The sequence below is a fragment of the Crocosphaera sp. UHCC 0190 genome (assembly GCF_034932065.1).
In the GTDB taxonomy this organism is placed as follows: Bacteria; Cyanobacteriota; Cyanobacteriia; order Cyanobacteriales; family Microcystaceae; genus UHCC-0190.
Genome location: NZ_JAYGHP010000003.1, coordinates 292,186 through 307,561, shown reverse-complemented (window position 1 = coordinate 307,561; position 15,376 = coordinate 292,186). Strand labels below are relative to the sequence as shown.

General features: G+C 39.8%; 17 protein-coding genes. 9 read left to right on the top strand and 8 right to left on the bottom strand.

Translation table 11 applies throughout. The annotated features are described in order from the left end of the window. Positions 1-32 precede the first annotated feature (32 nt). Positions 33-1,175, top strand: a complete 1,143-nt coding sequence (recF, locus tag VB715_RS07080) for a DNA replication/repair protein RecF (RefSeq protein ID WP_323300487.1) — start codon at positions 33-35, stop codon at positions 1,173-1,175. A gap of 443 nt (positions 1,176-1,618) precedes the next feature. Here recF and purD read toward each other — a convergent pair whose 3' ends face one another. From purD to VB715_RS07060, 4 genes are all read right to left on the bottom strand, one after another. Next, on the bottom strand, positions 1,619-2,878 hold the full coding sequence (purD, locus tag VB715_RS07075) for a phosphoribosylamine--glycine ligase (RefSeq protein ID WP_323300486.1): 1,260 nt from the start codon (positions 2,876-2,878) through the stop codon (positions 1,619-1,621). A 63-nt stretch (positions 2,879-2,941) separates the two neighbouring features. Continuing rightward, on the bottom strand, positions 2,942-3,487 hold the full coding sequence (cysC, locus tag VB715_RS07070; protein WP_323300485.1) for an adenylyl-sulfate kinase: 546 nt from the start codon (positions 3,485-3,487) through the stop codon (positions 2,942-2,944). Positions 3,488-3,564: 77 nt separating this feature from the next. Next, the gene (locus VB715_RS07065) at positions 3,565-4,194 is read right to left on the bottom strand and encodes an IS607 family transposase (RefSeq protein ID WP_323300484.1); all 630 of its coding nucleotides are present in this window, start codon (positions 4,192-4,194) and stop codon (positions 3,565-3,567) included. Positions 4,195-4,932: 738 nt separating this feature from the next. Further along, positions 4,933-5,076: a hypothetical protein gene (locus VB715_RS07060; RefSeq protein ID WP_323300483.1), complete on the bottom strand. Its 144-nt coding sequence runs from the start codon at positions 5,074-5,076 to the stop codon at positions 4,933-4,935. A 279-nt stretch (positions 5,077-5,355) separates the two neighbouring features. On the opposite strand from VB715_RS07060, the gene VB715_RS07055 reads away from it, so the two are divergent. Further along, positions 5,356-6,354: a 30S ribosomal protein S1 gene (locus VB715_RS07055; RefSeq protein WP_323300482.1), complete on the top strand. Its 999-nt coding sequence runs from the start codon at positions 5,356-5,358 to the stop codon at positions 6,352-6,354. Positions 6,355-6,414: 60 nt separating this feature from the next. On the opposite strand, the gene VB715_RS07050 is transcribed toward VB715_RS07055, so the two are convergent. Beyond that, a complete protein-coding gene (locus tag VB715_RS07050) occupies positions 6,415-6,951 on the bottom strand; it encodes a universal stress protein (protein ID WP_323300481.1) in 537 nt (178 codons plus the stop codon). Positions 6,952-7,063: 112 nt separating this feature from the next. Between VB715_RS07050 and VB715_RS07045 the strand changes: the two genes are divergently transcribed. Next, positions 7,064-7,324 carry a MoaD/ThiS family protein gene (locus VB715_RS07045; RefSeq protein WP_323300480.1) on the top strand — a complete coding sequence of 87 codons (261 nt, stop codon included), beginning with the start codon at positions 7,064-7,066 and terminating at the stop codon, positions 7,322-7,324. A gap of 108 nt (positions 7,325-7,432) precedes the next feature. Beyond that, the gene (locus tag VB715_RS07040) at positions 7,433-7,678 is read left to right on the top strand and encodes a hypothetical protein (RefSeq protein WP_323300479.1); all 246 of its coding nucleotides are present in this window, start codon (positions 7,433-7,435) and stop codon (positions 7,676-7,678) included. Between the two features lie 23 nt (positions 7,679-7,701). On the opposite strand, the gene VB715_RS07035 is transcribed toward VB715_RS07040, so the two are convergent. Further along, positions 7,702-8,394: a M23 family metallopeptidase gene (locus VB715_RS07035; protein ID WP_323300478.1), complete on the bottom strand. Its 693-nt coding sequence runs from the start codon at positions 8,392-8,394 to the stop codon at positions 7,702-7,704. Positions 8,395-8,541: 147 nt separating this feature from the next. Between VB715_RS07035 and VB715_RS07030 the strand changes: the two genes are divergently transcribed. Both VB715_RS07030 and msrA read left to right on the top strand, forming a co-directional pair. Further along, the gene (locus tag VB715_RS07030; protein WP_323300477.1) at positions 8,542-8,916 is read left to right on the top strand and encodes a hypothetical protein; all 375 of its coding nucleotides are present in this window, start codon (positions 8,542-8,544) and stop codon (positions 8,914-8,916) included. A 10-nt stretch (positions 8,917-8,926) separates the two neighbouring features. Beyond that, complete coding sequence (gene msrA / locus VB715_RS07025) at positions 8,927-9,394, top strand: peptide-methionine (S)-S-oxide reductase MsrA (RefSeq protein WP_323300476.1); 468 nt, start codon at positions 8,927-8,929, stop codon at positions 9,392-9,394. A 29-nt stretch (positions 9,395-9,423) separates the two neighbouring features. Here the strand turns inward: msrA and VB715_RS07020 are convergent, their stop codons facing one another. Then, on the bottom strand, positions 9,424-10,752 hold the full coding sequence (locus tag VB715_RS07020; RefSeq protein ID WP_323300475.1) for a glutamine synthetase family protein: 1,329 nt from the start codon (positions 10,750-10,752) through the stop codon (positions 9,424-9,426). Between the two features lie 392 nt (positions 10,753-11,144). On the opposite strand from VB715_RS07020, the gene VB715_RS07015 reads away from it, so the two are divergent. Beyond that, positions 11,145-12,266: a GTP-binding protein gene (locus VB715_RS07015; protein WP_323300474.1), complete on the top strand. Its 1,122-nt coding sequence runs from the start codon at positions 11,145-11,147 to the stop codon at positions 12,264-12,266. Positions 12,267-12,374: 108 nt separating this feature from the next. Further along, on the top strand, positions 12,375-12,827 hold the full coding sequence (gene dtd / locus VB715_RS07010) for a D-aminoacyl-tRNA deacylase (RefSeq protein ID WP_323300473.1): 453 nt from the start codon (positions 12,375-12,377) through the stop codon (positions 12,825-12,827). Between the two features lie 8 nt (positions 12,828-12,835). Here the strand turns inward: dtd and VB715_RS07005 are convergent, their stop codons facing one another. Then, positions 12,836-13,795, bottom strand: coding sequence for a WD40 repeat domain-containing protein (locus tag VB715_RS07005; protein ID WP_323300472.1), 960 nt, complete (start codon positions 13,793-13,795; stop codon positions 12,836-12,838). Positions 13,796-14,250: 455 nt separating this feature from the next. Here VB715_RS07005 and acsF point away from each other — a divergent pair, with 455 nt between their 5' ends. Beyond that, the gene (gene acsF, locus VB715_RS07000; RefSeq protein WP_323300471.1) at positions 14,251-15,330 is read left to right on the top strand and encodes a magnesium-protoporphyrin IX monomethyl ester (oxidative) cyclase; all 1,080 of its coding nucleotides are present in this window, start codon (positions 14,251-14,253) and stop codon (positions 15,328-15,330) included. The last annotated feature ends 46 nt before the right edge of the window (positions 15,331-15,376 follow it).

Sequence of the window (15,376 nt, the reverse complement as noted above, 5' to 3'; positions counted from 1 at the left end):
ACCAGAGGAATTTAACCACTAAATTTTGAACAATGTACTTGAAAAATATCCACTTATATGCGTTCCGTAATTATCAAGAACAATCCCTTAAATTTGAAGCACAAAAGACGATTTTATTAGGAAATAATGCCCAAGGAAAATCGAATCTTTTGGAAGCAATTGAATTATTAGCAACCTTAAAAAGTCATCGTACAAACCGCGATCAGGATCTCATTTTACAAGGGGCCAATACAGGGCAAATTTTAGCCAATATTGAAGGAACCTATGGTCAATCAGATTTGGGGTTAATCCTCCGTTCCCCTGGAAGACGTAGCTTAACATTAAATCATGAAAACTTACGTCGTCATCTAGAATTTTTAGGTCATGTCAATGCGGTAGAATTCTCTTGTTTAGACTTAGATTTAGTGCGAGGATCACCGGAATCAAGACGAAATTGGTTAGATACCCTATTAGTTCAATTAGAACCTGTTTATGCTAATATTTTACATGAATATTATCAAGTTTTAAGACAACGCAATGCCTTACTAAAAGTCATGGGAAAAAAATCAGAAGAGGATGACACTCCATCTCAATTATCCACAGATATCACGCAATTAAAATTATGGGATCAACAATTAGTTGAAACAGGAACAAGGGTGATTAGAAGAAGAAATCGGGTCATTGCAAGATTAACTCCCTTAGCACAAACTTGGCATACAAATATTAGTGGTGGCACAGAATTTTTAGAAATTAATTATTTACCTAATGTTATTAGTAAGATCGATGAACCCCGACAAGTTCAACAAAACTTCTTAGAAAAAATAGAACAACGTCGCATTGCTGAACAACAATTAGGGACAACAGTTGTGGGACCTCACCGCGATGATGTAGAATTAAAAATTAATCACACTCCCGCTAAATCTTATGGCTCTCAAGGACAACAAAGAACCTTAGTTTTAGCCTTAAAATTAGCGGAATTACAACTTATTGAAGATGTGATCGGGGAACCACCCTTATTATTATTAGATGATGTTTTAGCTGAACTTGATCCCAACCGACAAAATCAATTATTAGACGTGATTCAAGGACGATTTCAAACCTTAATTACCACTACTTATTTACATTCTTTTGATGCAAAATGGTTAGAATCTTCGCAAATCTTAAAAGTTGAAGGGGGAAAAATTTATCCTTTTTAAGCTTTTTCAGACAATTTGTTATACCAAATTAATTACACAAAAACTGTAGGGTGGGCATTGCCCACCACTTATTAGACTAAAACCAAAACTCAATCAAATTGACTATTAATATCTCTACATTGATGTAAAACTCTAACAATTTCAATTCCTATTGATACTTTACGGTAAAAAAGGTTCTATCGGACTTACTAAGTAGTCGGACAAAATTAAAGTTAACTGTGAGGTGAGGCAACAGGCAACAGTAAAGGTTTTCAAACTTCGTAATAGTTCTTAATATAGAGCCGTTTATTTATGTCCGACTACTTATGCTAAACCAATAATCAATAACAGACTAAAGCCTTATTCTACAAGAACTAAGTCCGCGAAGGCGGACTTAATTTAGGTTGCGTAGGCAACCGTTGTTTATCTAGATTAACTCTTTAGAGTTAAGGTCTATTTGAATATTACCGCGCACGATAGCCAATATCACGGCGATAATATTTCCCCTCAAACTCAATCAACTCAACGGCTGAATAAACAGCTTCAATCCCCGCCTGAAAATCTGGCCCCAAGGCCGTCACCCCTAAAACACGCCCCCCATCACTTAAAAGGCGATTGCCATCTAATTTAGTTCCCGCCTGAAACACCGTAGCTCCCAAGCTTTGGGCATCTTCAATGCCTGTAATCAGCTTACCTTTCTCATAATCCCCAGGATAGCCCCCAGAAGCCATTACCACACAAACGGCACTCCCTGAATACCATTGCAAGGGCGGCAAACTCTCCAAACGCTGTTCAACGCAAGCTAACAATAACTCATCCAGAGGCGTTTCTAACAACGGCAAAACCGCTTGGGTTTCTGGATCACCAAACCGACAATTATATTCTAAAACTTTCGGCTCACCATCAGGGCTCACCATCAGTCCCGCATATAATACCCCACGATAATCAATCCCTCGTTGACGCAATGCCGCCACCGTTGGCTCCAAAATTTCCCTTTGCACCCGTTGTAATAGGGCAGGTGTGGCGATGGGGGCCGGGGCATAAGCTCCCATTCCTCCCGTATTCAGGCCTGTATCTCCTTCCCCAATGCGTTTATGATCCTGGGCTGGCACTAAAGGGCGCACCGTCAAACCATCCGTGAGAGCCAAAATTGAGACTTCTTCCCCGATTAAAAATTCTTCCACCACAATCAGAGAAAAACCATCAGTTATCAAACTATCAACCGCAGCTTGGGCCTCAGCCACCGTATTCGCCACAATAACCCCTTTTCCCGCCGCTAACCCATCCGCTTTCACCACAATGGGGGCCCCTTGTTGGGCAATATAGGCTTTGGCCGCTTGGGAATCTGTAAAACTTTCCCCTTGAGGGATGGGAATACCAGCCTCAGCCATCAGGGTTTTGGCCCAAGATTTACTAGACTCGATTTGCGCCCCGACTTGGGTGGGGCCAAACACTTTGAAGCCCAATGCTTGCAAATAATCCGTAATTCCCAGAGATAGGGGAATTTCTGGCCCCACCACCACTAAATCAATGGCCTGCTCACGGGCTACCTGAGCAATACTCACAAAGTCATTAACCCCTAGGGTAATATTCTGACAGCCTTGCAATAAAGCTGTTCCCCCATTACCAGGAACACAAAAACACTGTTCTACTTGGGGAGACTGGAGCAATTTCCAAGCGAGGGCGTGTTCCCGCCCTCCATTACCAACGACTAAGACTTTCACGCTTGTTTCTACCTATTATCCTTCACAATCTTCAGATTATCAGGAATTCTCAAGGTTGAAAGCTTAAACCGCAACGGGTTTAGCGAGATAGCCCATTTCTTCGAGTTTTTGCCAAACTTTGTTGACACTTTCTTCCAAGGTTTCGAGATCTGTGCGACACTCGACCTCAGGGTTTAATGGGGCTTCGTAGGGGTCATCAATACCTGTAAAAGATTTGATTTCCCCTGCTCTAGCCCGCTTATATAAGCCCTTGACATCCCGATCTTCACATACCGCTAAAGGTGCATTGACGAAAACTTCGACAAAATCCCCAATTTTTCCGCGAACCTCTTCCCGAATGTCTCGATAAGGAGAAATAGCAGAAACAAGAACAATCACACCATGACGGGTGAGTAATCGGCAAACAAACCCGATCCGACGGATGTTTTCATCCCGATCTTCTTTAGAAAAACCTAACCCTTTGGTGAGATTGGTTCTCACAATATCCCCATCAAGAACTTCTAAGGGATAACCCGCATCAAGGATTTTCTTTTCTAAGGCCTGGGTGATGGTGGTTTTGCCAGCCCCACTTAATCCAGTTAACCAAACAGTTACGCCACGCTGCTTCATGCTGATTTAAGTTTCCTAAGTGTTTCTTAATAATTATTGACAGCGTACCCTGGATGGGGGCAAATGACAAGGGTTGTTTATAGGGCGCAAGAACATTCATGTAATCGTTCTGTGAGGTTCTCCAGTTCATTGAGCAGTGCGACATTGGTGGCATTACGCATTCCATACAGGCGATTTCTAAATAGGGTGACGATGTCTTCAATGTCTTGGGTTAACTCTTCTTCCACTATTTTCTCAACATCTGGACTGTTAATGATAATCACTTCAACACCGAGAATCTCGCAAAGGGTAAGAATAATGTCAGCACCAAGTCTCAAAAGTCTGTCTTTACGGGTTAAAACTAACCGTTCTATTTTGTCAGTACAAATGAGTTCTAATAAAGACATTAGTCCTTGATTTTTGTAGTTAACACCACTACCAATATCCTGAATGATTTTATAGTTGTAATTATGACTTTTACAATAAGTTTCTAGCAGATGTACTTGTTGCTTTAAATCATCGGGAGATTGGCTTTGGTTAATTCTCGCGTAAGCGACTGTTAAGGAAGATACAGAAGGTTTGGGTAATATACCATTGGCCTCAAACCGCCGATGTCCCCCTGGAGTTCTCATGGCCTCTATTTTTCCCGCTTTCTCCCAGCGACGAATGGTTTTGGTACTAACACCTAAGAGTTGAGCAGCTTCTTGAATAGTGAGCAGATTTTTCATGGTCATTGTGTTGATTCAGTGAAGTAGAAATACTGATTAACCAGTAGCCAACTTAAGTTAGATCACAGTATAGATAGGGGTAAACAAAAGAAATACAACAGGCAATTAGTTTCATTGTTAATTGAGCAGACAACAAAGCACTTTTCCAGGATTTAGCAATGAAGAATCAGAGGGAAAATCAGTTTAATTAACTGATTTCAAACAAGGGGAACATTTATAAGATTTTCCGAAAAACTTATCAAGAATTTAGATTGATAAGTGAGCTAAATTTTTCTGGTACTTCCATTTTAGTGTGGTTTTAAATTTCTGATGAATATTAAATCAGATCCTTATAATTTTTTCTGATTTGTATCTAATTAATAACATTGATTTCGCCTTTATGTCAACATCTGTCCGTACTCTTTTAACAGAATTTCTAGAAATATTGTTTCAGATTAACAAAGCTGAGTTTATTCCCTTGCTAAATATCTTTTAGTGACGGACTGGCAAATGCGTAAAATTTATACAATTGTCCCGAAAAGTTGGTCAATGTTTTCCTTGATGTCTAGTTTTGCCGAGTATTTTAGAGGGATATTAACAATCAAATCGTTTTTTTATGAAATTTTGTTACAAAAAAAAATCGCCATAAAGTTTAAATATGTATCAATATATTTAAAAAAATTTGTTGAAAAATCTTGTTAAAAAATGTTTAGTAAAAATACTGAGATTTATTTTTTTTACTAATCAGTGGGGTGGGTATTACCCACCCGATGATCCTATTGTATGGAGATACTGCCCTAATTTCTTCAAGGGTTGATGGGGTTGATAATTAAGTAATTCCCAGTCAAGATCAGCATAGACATTCCATTGTCCCTGTTCTCGGTCAACTGTGACTGGGGACATCCTTGAGAGATCTCGTGTGCAAGATGTTCAATTAATCAACTATAATTTATAATAAAGAATCTGTATCCTGAAACTGATTGACTAAAACACACTCAATCTTCTTTTAACTGTCCTTGTCACCTAGGGTGAGAAGGATAGTGCCTATGGCAGTTTCATGCGCTTAGGGTCACAACTTGGTTCAGCTTAATGAGTCGGTTGAAGCCCCTAAAATTGGCAACTGTACATTAACAGGAGGCACCGCCGACTATTGGAGATCAGATATAGGACAACATAAGGTACATGGTAACTCAGAAAACAACAGCGACTAAAGACATTGGTTTCACTCACGAAGATTTTGCCGCACTGCTCGACAAATACGATTATCATTTTAGTCCTGGGGACATTGTGCCTGGGACGGTGTTTAGTATGGAACCGAGAGGCGCATTAATTGACATTGGGGCAAAAACAGCCGCCTACATTCCCATTCAAGAAATGTCAATTAATCGGGTCGATGACCCAAAAGACGTTCTCCAGTCCAATGAAACTAGGGAATTTTTCATTCTCACGGATGAAAACGAAGACGGACAGTTAACCCTTTCTATTCGTCGCATCGAGTATATGCGAGCTTGGGAAAGGGTTCGTCAACTACAGGCAGAAGATGCAACCGTGCGTTCTATTGTCTTTGCCACCAACCGAGGTGGTGCTTTGGTCAGAATTGAAGGGTTACGGGGCTTTATTCCCGGATCTCATATTAGTACCCGTGAGGCCAAAGAAGATTTAGTTAACACAGAACTCCCGTTAAAATTTCTGGAAGTGGATGAAGAACGCAACCGCTTAGTTCTCAGTCATCGTCGTGCGCTTGTCGAACGGAAGATGAATGGCTTAGAAGTCGGTCAAGTGGTCATTGGTTCCGTTCGTGGCATCAAGCCCTATGGGGCATTCATTGATATTGGTGGCGTGAGTGGACTGCTGCACATTTCTGAAATTTCCCATGACCATATTGATACTCCTCACAGTGTCTTTGGGGTCAATGATGAACTGAAGGTCATGATCATTGATTTAGATGCAGAAAGAGGACGCATTTCTCTGTCTACGAAACAACTAGAACCTGAACCTGGTGATATGCTCAAAAATCGGGATTTAGTGTTTGAGAAAGCGGAAGAAATGGCGGAAAAATACCGCCTGAAGCTCTTAGCTGAGGCAGAAGGAAAAGAAATGCCCCAAGAAGAAAATCTAGAGGATATTCCTTCGGCATTAGAAGCCGACGAAGAATTGGCGGTTGCGGCCACAGAAGACTAGAAACAACCGTTAATCCCTATTATAAAGGGGGGGTATAAAGGGGGGTATAACCCTCTTTTTTTAATGCTGCACCACTAAAATTGAACAGGGTGCATGATGAATCACATAATTACTCACACTCCCCAATAATAACTCCGACAAACCACTCCGGCCACGACGACCGATAATAATTAAGTCAGCGTCCCATTTCTTGGCCAAGGCGCAAATTTGTTGACCTGGTTCCCCATAAGCATAATCCGATCCGGTTTTAATCCCTTGACTAATTCCTTGTTGTGCTAATCTTTTCAGCCAAGTTTGCAGTTCTTCTAGGGTTTCTTGAATTAATTTCTCCTCTAAATCTACCATTTCCTGGCTATAAATTGCCCCATAACCTGCCATTTCGGAATAAATAGGTAAGTCCATCGTTCCTGGAGTCTGTTCAGGAATCGCGGTAAAAATCATTAACTCACTGCCCTGAGCTTTGGCGAAGTTTAAAGCCGTTCCAAAAACTTCCGTATTGCCAGCCAGATGATCGACTGCTACTAAAATTTTTTGATAAATAGAACCAGCTACATTAGGTTGGGTAAGGACTTCCCGACTGTCAACTTGGTTTCCCATAGTCCCCCCTGATCAACGATTGAATTCCACCTTCAGCTTGACATATTTCTAACGATATGGCTCAATTTTGATAGAAAAATTAATAGTTCAAAAAAATCAATTTAGTAATTTTATGTCTCAAGCTCTGATTACTATTACCATTAAACTGTTTGCTATTTATCAAGAAGCTTATGGTGTGCCGGAATTAAGACGACAGTTTCCCCCAGAAACAACTGTAAGCACTGTTCTTGATGGGTTACTCAGAGAACATCCCCCCTTAGCGAAATGGCGAGATTTAACAAGATTTGGGGTGAATTTACAATTTGTTGAGGGTGATACCTTCCTCAAAGATGGGGATGAATTAGTTTTAATTCCACCAGTCAGTGGTGGTTAAACTAACTTTAACAGTGCTATGTCACGAAAGGGGTGTGATCTCAGTAACAGCCAGAGATCGTCAATCAATCAATAATTGTAGATGAAATCATTGATTAAATCATTGACTATGAATAGTAACCCCTCTGAATCTTTTCTAGCGGATTTTTCTCCAAAACCCTATTCTCTTGGAGAATTAAATTCCTTACTCGAAGAACATTTAGCCAGAAAAGAACAGCTATTTTTCTCGATCAATCAGTTGGTAAGTAAGCTTTATCAAACTCAACAGTTATTAAAACACAATCGAGAGCAAGAAGCCTTATTATTAGTAGCAGAATTAGTGGATGATGGGGAATGTATTACCAGACAATTTTAATTGTTGATAGTTATATTCAACAGTTAAGAAGACGCTCGATCTCGAAACATTTCTCGCAAAACTAAGGCCGGATCAAGATATTGACCCCCATATTTTAATCCCCAATGAAGATGAGGCCCCGTGGTGCGGCCAGTCATACCCACACGACCAATTCTCGCCCCAACGGGAACATCTTGGCCTTGCCATAACACAATTCCCCCCTCTCGATCAATCAAATAACGTCCTTGGGGGCTTTCTTCTACCGATCCCATCAAATGACAATAGATATGAGTCCACTGGCCCGATTGAATCTGAATCATGGTGCCACAGGCTGTATGATCAGATAAACTGATCACCCGTCCTTCCCACCAATTACGGACATAACTCCCTAATGGGGCCGCCATGTCTAATCCCTGATGAAATTGAGATTGACCAGTAACAGGAGAAGTCCGATAACCAAACCCAGAGGTATAGGTTTGGAAGTTTTCCAGGGGAAAGGAAGCAGATCGCCAGATATTCGTGGAATTGGTCGCTGGTACATATTGGGCCTGTAGAGGACTCTCTAACCACCCATTGAGAGTTACAGGCACTAAAAACGTCCCTATTCCTAAGAATAGTAACCAGAGAGGTTGGGAACGGCAAGCTTTAGATTTCCATCTCAGAAAATTGAAGCACTGATTCATAACATCACTCACACCGATTAAATTTAGCCAGAACTGGACTAATGGTTGCATCATAATCATTTTTGCCTTTAATTTGCTAGTTAGGCAAGGCAGGGTGTTTTGAGGGGATGCCAGAAAATTATTGATTTTGCTTAATTTGACAGAGTTTTGTTAAAATTTATAGATGATTTACCAATCTTTGCTTGACAATTGATAAAACTCATGGTTATTGATTTTATTCCTTTTCGATTTTCCCTGAATACTGCGATGATTGCAGGTGCTTGTTTATGGTCTTTTTCCCTTTATTTAGGGTTTTCTTCTCTGAGAGAATGGGTTATTGTCGGCTTAAATCGTTGGTTTAATTTTGCTGAGCGATCGCTTTATACTTCCATTGAAGAGTTTGAAAGAACCCGTCCAGCGCGAGAGTCTCAAAATGCTTTTTATGCTTCTTTATTGAGCATTATTCCTTTTTTAGTCCTTGGTGGATTTTGTAATTGGGGAGTAGAATTAGGCTTAGGTGAAAGTTGGTCTGTTAGTATGGGAATGCTGGCTTGTATGGCCTGTGGTATTTATGAATTGGGACGACAAAGTACATAATTAATTAACCATGGAAAAAGCCACGTTTGGTGCCGGATGTTTTTGGGGAGTAGAAAGGTTCTTTAGTCGAGTTAAGGGCGTTATCTCTACTTCCGTTGGCTATATGGGGGGACATTTTCCTAATCCTTCTTATTTGGATGTATGTGCGAGAATTACGGGCCATGTAGAGGTGGTACAAGTTCAGTATGATCCCGAAGAAATTAGTTATGAAAAACTATTAGAAATGTTTTGGGAAATTCATGATCCTACCAGTTTAAATCGTCAAGGGCCAGATCGGGGAGAACAATATCGCTCAGTGATTTTTTATCATACATCAGAACAGGAAAAAGCGGCGAGACAATCTAAACTAAAATTGCAAATTTCGGGAAAATATGATAAAGATATTGTTACAGAAATTTTTCCCGCATCTGATTATTATTTAGCGGACGATTATCATCAACAATATTTTGCAAAAAAACACAGTAAATCTATTAGTTAATTTTGGTATCATTCTATGACTAAGTTCATTTAATACCTTTCTAATAATTGTTTAACCTCTTGTTCGAGTTCCCAATCTTTCATCACTTCCCATTCTTGTTGACGGACAGCGATAAATGATTGAGCTAAACTCGTTCCTAATGCTTGTAAAAGCACGTCATTATTTTCTAACTGTTGAATCGATTCCCCTAAATTGGTGGGCAGTCTTTCAATTCCTTGGCTTTGTCTTTCTGCCTCCCTTAAACTTCCTGGGTCAACCTGTACTGGGAGAACTAATTCTAACTCGTTACGAATACCATCTAATCCTGCTGCTATGACTGCCCCTAAGGCTAAATAAGGGTTAGCAGAAGCATCGACGGTTTTTAATTCTAAATGGGTGGGACTGGGAAGGGTGGCATTGGTAGGGACTCTCACCGCTGCCTCTCGATTATCATACCCCCAACAACGATAGGCCCCACTCCAATGTTGGGGTTGCAGTCGTCGATAAGAATTGGTGCTAGGGGTGGTTAAAGCCATCAGGGCCGGGAGATTTTTGAGAATACCGGCCACAAACTGTTGTGCTAGGGGGGAAAGTTCTCCACTGTTGTCAGGACTGGGTAAGCAGTTTTTTCCATTTCGCCAGAGACTGAAATGAATGTGACAGCCACTTCCGGCATGATTTGGCAAAATTTTCGGTAAAAAGGAAGCTTTTAGGTGATGTTGTACGGCGATCGCTTTGACGGTTTCTCGAAAGGCAATTTGCTGATCAGCAGCCGTCAGGGCATTGCTATAGAGTATGGATATTTCTTGTTGTCCTGGGCCAGATTCGGGATAGTATAATTCGACCACCATACCTTGAGCAATTAAGGCATCAACAATGTCATCAATCACCCCCTGTTGTAAATCCATCGAGAGGGTGGCAGCGAAAACGGTGTCATCGACGGGGCTTAAATCTTCTGGGTTTAAGAGATAAAATTCATTCTCAAAGGCGGCCATGACTTCAAAGTTAGCTTGTTTGGCCGCCAAAATCATACGTTTTAGAAAGGCACGGGGACAACATCCCCAAGGCTGTCCATCGAGGATCATATCTCCCATGACCCTTGCGTGTCCTTTGGCATAGGGTAAGAGGGTTAGGGTATTGCTGTCAGGGACTAAGCGAATTTCTCCAATTGGCCCCAGACCGCTCTCAGGGACGGGGGCATCATACATCACAGGTAGGGCTTGTTGGGCCGCAGTAATGCCTACGCCATGAGTTAAGTAAGTTTCGAGTCGTTTCCGGTGTATGGCCTTCCCTCGAATCACATTGGCATTGTCGCACCAAAGCACTCGGACAAATCTTATTCTTGCTTGATCAAGAGAGGTAAAGGTTTCCTTATCCATGATTTCAACCCATTATCTTCAAATGATAACAGTCTGGGCCATAAAAACCGCTCATACATAAAATGGCTTTTTTGTCAAAATGAGTTTTTTTCCTGCAACAAAAATTAATGTCAGTTAGGGCAGATAAATCCCATGAATTCGTTGGTAATTAAGAATTATTAGCAATAAAATATTAATTTTTGTTAAGTTATGTAAAATATAAATGAATGTAACATCACAATTTTAAAAGAAATTAACAAAAAACAATAAGATTTACTTATAATAAATGCGGATTTATAATTTATCGTTCAGAATTCCAGAGTCAAAATTTCTCATTTTTCGTCATAATTAAAGAGTAAGGTGAAAACTTCACCGCAGTTTATTTTCATCGATGTTTCGTATACGGGAAGATTATGCAAACAGTTGATAGACAGTCAGGAAATCCCGAAGGCATGGAGACTCCTAAACACGGCTTACCCGTCACCATTATTACGGGGTTTTTGGGGAGTGGAAAAACAACCCTACTCAATCATATTCTCACCAACCAAGAAGGCATAAAAACAGCCGTTTTGGTCAATGAATTTGGGGAAATTGGCATTGATAATGAACTCATTGTCACTACCGAAGACAACATGGTGGAATTAAATAATGGTTGTGTTTGCTGTACCATTAACGAAGATTTAATTCAAGCTGTCTACAAAGTTCTAGAACGCGCTGATAAGATCGATTATCTCGTGGTAGAAACCACAGGATTAGCTGACCCGTTACCTGTTGCGCTGACATTTTTAGGTACAGAGTTACGGGATATGACACGACTTGATTCTATTGTTACGATGGTAGATTGTGCCAACTTTAGTCTGGATTTATTTAACTCAGAAGCGGCCCAAAGTCAAATTGCTTATGGGGATATTATTGTTCTCAACAAAACTGATTTAGTGGATGAAGGAGATGTTGATGCTTTAGAAATTCGCATCCGAGATATGAAAGAATCTGCGAGAATTTTACGGACACAAAAGTCTCAAGTTCCCTTGCCTTTAGTTCTGAGTGTAGGATTATTTGAGTCAGATAAATATTTTGAGACTGAAGCAGAAAAACATGATCATGAACATCACGATCACGATCATCACGAACATCACGAACATCACGATCACGAACATCATGAGCATGAGCATCACCACCACGATCATGACCATGAACATCATTCCCATCACTTAGAAAATGATGGCTTTACATCCATTTCTTTCCAGAGTGATAAACCATTGTCAATTCGTAAGTTTCAATATTTTCTAGATAACCAATTACCTGCGAATGTGTTTCGTGCCAAAGGAATTCTTTGGTTTAATGAAAGTCCGAAACGTCATATTTTTCACCTTAGTGGAAAACGGTTTACCATTGAAGATGACGAATGGAAAGGTAGTCCCAAAAATCAATTAGTCTTAATCGGACAAAATCTTGATGAGGACAAATTATATGAGCAGATTGAAAACTGTGTTTCTCTACCATCAACACAACGAGGTAAAGGGTTTGGGAAATAAGATTAATTCCCTAAAATTTCCTCGATAATTAAGTAGGGGTTAACGGTCGTTGGCCCCTACAATAAAGTTATAGAATAGATTTAAAGAGGTCTATTAGTCATTAAAAGAATGCGTATTATTATTCAAAGAGTCTTGAGTTCCCAAGTAACAGTAAATGGGGAAATTGTCGGGAAAATTGGACGAGGATTAAACTTATTAGTAGGTATTGCTGAGACGGATACATCGATAGAAATTGATTGGATGGTGCGTAAATGCTTAGGATTACGCCTTTTTTCTGCCGAAATAGGGGGAGAAAAATGGGAAAAATCAGTTCAAGAAATTCAAGGAGAATTATTGGTAATTAGTCAGTTTACGTTATATGGTGATTGTCGCAAAGGCCGTCGTCCTTCTTTTAGTAATTCTGCATCTCCTAATGTTGCTCAATCTCTATATAATTTATTCATTGAGCAATTAAAAAACAGTGATTTAAGGGTTGAAACAGGAATTTTTGGGGCCATGATGGAAGTGAATATTAATAATGATGGCCCGGTTACTTTATTGTTAGAAAAAGAAAGAATTTGAAAGTTTAATTAGGGTTGATTTCCTTGAAAATCCCAAATTTTAACAATTTTATCCTCAGCACCACTGTACAAGTAGCGGCCATCATCACTAAACATTACTGATGTTACCCAACCTTTATGACCTTTTAGGGTTCCGATTATTTTACCTTGAGTAATATCAATTAAAGAGATTGTTCCCTCTTTATTAGCTGTGGCAACCCATTGATTATTAGGAGAAACAGCAATGGCATTTAAGTTAAGCTCAGCGGCTTTTACAGTTAATAATTCTTGACCTGTATTTAAGTCCCAAATCTTGATGGTATTTCGCACAGCAGCCACCAATTTATTGCCATCAGAGGTAATAGCAAGATCATAAATGTAACCCGGTTGTTGCGGGGAGGTTCTAATTAAAGCAAAGGCTTCTGTGTCCCAGAATTTTAAGGTGCGATCTGTGCCACTAGCTCCTGTAACTAATAATTTTCCATTGGGACTAAAAGTGACAGCCGTTAAGGGGCCAGTATGCTCCCCAAAAGTTTGCAGTAAACTACCTTCTTTTAGTTGCCAAAGCTTAGCAGTGCCATCTTCAGCACTAATACTTGCTAATAGTTCATTGCCTGGACTAAGGGCCAGTTTAGTTATTTTTCCCGCATGAGCGACCCATCTTTTCCCCCTGACTCCATCTTGAAGATTAAACAGACGAATCTCTTTATCTGATGCAGTGATAAAAGTATTTTGGTCGGCAGTAATTACTAAAGAACGGGGTTCATTAACAAACGTTTCTGCATAAAGGGGTTGTAGATCTTGTAAATTAACCCCAGTTACTGTACCATCTCTGGTAGAAACTAATAGGATGTTGTTAACTTCACTAACTGCTAAAGACGTGATAACGCCATTAAATACCTGAATATCTCTAACCGTCATTGGCTTAGAAGATGACTGAGAAATTAGGGTGATTTCTGGGGTTTCTGCCCCACTTGTTTGAGGTATCATAGCTGTTGCAATCACTGTTAAAAAAGTGGTTAAAGTGAGTAAATAAAATAAGCTTTTTCTTGTGATCATTATTTGATATATTTAAGAGCTACTATATTATAACAGCGTTTAATTTTTAAAGCCTATTTAATGAAGTTATTACTAATTTTGACATCCTTGAAGTACATTCTCTAAGTAAGGGAAAAAGAGTAAAAACCATTCATCCCAAATCGGTTCAACTTTACCACTTTTAGCAATGATACTATTAACGAGTTCCTCCCAAGATTGATTATTTTCACCCCCAGCTAAAATCTTGTCATAATCAACTGTTGCCAGATGCGGCGTTGCCTGTTCCCTTGCACGTACTGCTATTACTTATGTCTTCACTAGGAGCTTTTCTAAACTTTTGCAAACAGGGATAGACAAAGTAACCTAAGTATACGATGATATAACTATTCGGTTATATAGGAATGGTTATGGTTAAGACTCCAATTAAACCAAGCGCAGAGCAACTGAAACCTGGAACGAAAGCACCTACAGAGGAAACGCTTCTTACCCCTCGCTTCTATATTACAGACTTTGAAACTGCGGCCAACCTCTCTTTAACGGAGCAAGAGTCAGAGTTACAAGCGATGTTGACGGAAATGCGGAACGACTACAACCGTAATCATTTCGTCCGTGACGATGATTTTAAAGGAGGTTGTTGGGATAACTTAGATGAAACCACCAAAGAGGGGTTTATTGAGTATTTAGAACGCTCTTGCATTTCGGAATTTTCTGGATTCTTACTGTTTAAAGAATTATCCCGTAAACTCAAAGGCCGCAATCCTATTCTATCAGAAATGTTTCATTTAATGGCCAGGGATGAAGCGCGTCATGCTGGTTTCTTAAACAAAGCAATGGCTGATTTTAATCTATCCTTAGATTTAGCCACTGTTACCAAAACTCGCACCTATACATTCTTTCCTTTAGAGTGGGTAATTTACACCGTTTATCTCTCTGAAAAAATTGGTTATTGGCGTTATATAATCATCTTCCGTCACTTAGAAAAGCATCCTGAAAAGCAATTTTATCCAATCTTCAAGAAATTTGAAAATTGGTGTCAAGATGAGAACCGTCATGGGGATATTTTCAACGCTTTATTACGTTCTCAACCCAAACTTTGGAATACTTGGCAATCCCGTTTATGGAGTCGTTTCTTCCTGCTTTCTGTGTTTGCAACCCATACCTTAACAGTCCATGAAAGAGCGAGTTTTTATGAGTCTTTAGGTTTAGATGCAACGGAGTTTGATAAGGAAGTAATTCGTAAAACTAATGAAACCTCTGCCAGAGCATTTCCCAGTGTTTTAGATGTAGATCATCCTGAGTTTTATCCCCGTTTACAACGCTGTTCTGAACGCAATCAGCAAATGAAAGCCATTGAAGAAAGTAACAGCAATAAAGTGGTTAAAACTTTGCGTAAAGTACCTTTAATTGCGGGTATTGTTGGGGATTTATTACGGATTTATTTGCTTAAACCCATTGATGCAGAAGCATTACGGGGAACAGTTCGTTAAATTAATCAGGGTAGGGTGGGCAATGCTCACCCTACGGTTTTTATTT